Source organism: Micromonospora sp. D75 (genome assembly GCF_018070405.1).
In the GTDB taxonomy this organism is placed as follows: domain Bacteria; phylum Actinomycetota; class Actinomycetes; order Mycobacteriales; family Micromonosporaceae; genus Micromonospora; species Micromonospora chalcea.
Window position 1 is genome coordinate 1 of the sequence record NZ_JAGPXV010000751.1, and the last position, 2,610, is coordinate 2,610.

General features: G+C 74.8%; 2 protein-coding genes and 1 pseudogene. 2 read left to right on the top strand and 1 reads right to left on the bottom strand.

The window, feature by feature from the left end:
- Positions 1-681, bottom strand: a 681-nt coding sequence (locus KBX39_RS28535; protein WP_210873490.1) for an alcohol dehydrogenase catalytic domain-containing protein, incomplete at its 3' end; no start/stop codon positions are given.
- Between the two features lie 102 nt (positions 682-783).
- Between KBX39_RS28535 and KBX39_RS33645 the strand changes: the two are divergent.
- Positions 784-1,350 (top strand): annotated as a pseudogene (locus tag KBX39_RS33645) (NADH-quinone oxidoreductase subunit C); the annotation flags it as partial.
- A gap of 341 nt (positions 1,351-1,691) precedes the next feature.
- The coding region (locus tag KBX39_RS28545; RefSeq protein WP_210873493.1) for a complex I subunit 1 family protein at positions 1,692-2,610 on the top strand (919 nt) is incomplete at its 3' end.

Sequence of the window (2,610 nt, forward strand, 5' to 3'; positions counted from 1 at the left end):
CACCGACGACGTGTGGTACGTGGCGCCCAGCGCCCGGACCAGGTCCGGCTTCGGGCCGGTGGTGTTGCGGTCCAGCACGTGCACCGACAGCTCACGCTGGCTGCCGAGCAGCGCCGCCAGCAGGCCGATCGGCCCGGCCCCGGTGATCAGCACGCTCTTCGGCGTCCACTCGGCCCGGCGCCCGATCCGCTCGATGTGGTCCCACGCCTTCGCCACCACGCTGGCCGGCTCCAGCAGCATGCCCACCGACGCGAGGGCCGGGTCCAGGCCGACCGCGAACTTGGGCTGCAGCCGCCAGCGTTCCCTGGCGAAACCGGGCAGCCCCTTGATGCCGTGCTCGGTGTACAGCCCGTTGCGGCACATGTCCCACTCGTCCACCGCGCAGTTCGCGCAGGGCACCGGATCGGGGTGGCGGACCACGCCCGCCACCAGGTCGCCGGGCTGCAACGTGCCGGTCGGATCCTCCAGCACCCGGCCCAGCGACTCGTGCCCGAGCACCAGCCGCTCCTGGCCCGGCGGCGCCTCGCCGTACTCGCCGGCGACGATCTCGTGGTCGGTGCCGCAGACGCCCACCGCCAGCGCCTCCACCAGGATCGCACCCTCCTCAGGCGCCGGCTCGGGCCAGTCCTCGACCAGCCGCAGCGAGTCCGGGACACCGGGGGTCACAGTCACAGCGCGCACGTCCCTCATCCTCCCGCGCGCTCCCGCCGTCCGCCCGGCAAAGCGACGATCCGGCACGGGCGGCCCGACCCGGTCCGCAGCCGTCGGCCATAGGATCAGCGCATGACTCCGGAAGAGGTCGGCCGGCGGGTGGTCGAGCTGCTCGCGCCCGTGGAGGCCACCGCGTCGGTCTCCGGCGGTCAGGGGTACGCCCGCGCCACCGTTGACGTACCCCCGGCGAGCTGGGCGGACGCGGTGCGTGCGGCGCGTGACGACGCCGAGCTGGGTCTCGACTTCCTCGACTGGCTGTCGGCGGTGGACGAGCTGGCCGACGGCTTCGACGTGGTGCTGCACCTCTGGTCGGTCGCGCACCGGCACGGGCTGCTGCTGCGCACCCGGGTGCCCCGCGACGCGCCCGTCGTCGCCTCGGTGGTCGACCTGTTCCCCGGCGCGGCCTGGCACGAGCGGGAGACCCACGAGATGTTCGGCATCGACTTCGCCGGCCACGGCGAGCTGCGGCCGCTGCTGCTGCCGCCGGAGTTCGAGGGGCACCCGCTGCGCAAGGAGTTCGTCCTCGCCTCCCGGGTCGCCAAGCCGTGGCCCGGCGCGAAGGAGCCGGGCGCGTCGGAGGCGGGCGGCGGCCGCCGGCCGGTCCGGCCGCCGGGCGTGCCCGCGCCGGGTGAGTGGGGCACGACGCCCACGCCGGCGGGTGCGGCGGGCGCCGGTGAGGGACCCCGCGGGGGTACGCCGGCCCGCCCGGCCCGGGAGCGTCCGGCGCGGCCCGCTCCTGGTGAGCGTCCGGTACGGCCTGCGCCGGGCGAGCGTCCGGCTCGGCCGGCTGCCGCTGAGCGTCCGGCGCGGCCGACTGCCGGGGATGCTCCGGAGCAGCCTGCTTCCGGGGAGCCCGGGCCGGGGTCCGGCGCTGCTCCGGCGGCCGGTGAGGCGGGTCCGCTCGGGCGGCCGCTGCCCGGGGAACCGCCGACCGGTCCGCCCCGGCAGCAGCCGGACCCCGACGCGGCGGGGGAGAGCTGATGCCGGACTGGTTGGAGCTGGTCCTGCGCGTGGCGGGCGTGCTCGTCGCGTTCCTCACGCTGCCGCTGATCGTGGGCCAGGCCGAGCACAAGGTGATGGCGCACATGCAGGGCCGGCTGGGCCCGATGTACGCGGGTGGCTTCCACGGCTGGGCGCAACTGGTGGCCGACGGCATCAAGTTCGTGCAGAAGGAGGACGTCACCCCGCGCGACGCGGACCGGCAGGTGTTCCGGCTGGCGCCCGCGGTGGCGCTGGTGCCGTACCTGCTCGTGCTGCTGGTGATCCCGCTCGGCCCGGGTGACCTGGTCGCCCAGCCGCTGGACATCGGCCTGTTCTTCGTGCTCGCCGTGGTGGGCGTCGGGGTGCTGGCCGTGCTCATGTCCGCGTGGGCGTCGGCCAACAAGTACAGCCTGCTCGGCGGGCTGCGCGGCGCGGCCCAGCTGCTCGGGTACGAGCTACCGCTGGTGCTGGCCGCCGCTTCGGTGGCGATGGCGGCCGGCACGCTCAGCCTCTCCGGCATCGTGGAGGCGTGGCAGCCGTGGTGGCTGCTCTGGCAGGCGCCGGCCATGGTGATCTTCTTCGTGGCGGGACTGGCCGAGATCCGCCGCCCGCCGTTCGACATGCCGGTGGCCGACTCCGAGCTGGTCTTCGGCTACATGACCGAGTACACCGGGCTGCGGTTCGCGTTCTTCCTGCTCGCCGAGTACGTCGGCATCGTGGTGATCGCGGCGCTGACGACTGTGCTGTTCCTCGGCGGCTGGCAGGGCCCGTTCGCCGACGCGCAGCTCGGCTGGCTGTGGACGCTGCTGAAGGTGTTCGCCGTCGCCTTCGTGATCATCTGGTTGCGGGTGAGCTACCCGAGGCTGCGCGAGGACCAGCTCCAGCGCCTCTGCTGGCTGGTCCTGGTCCCCCTGGCCC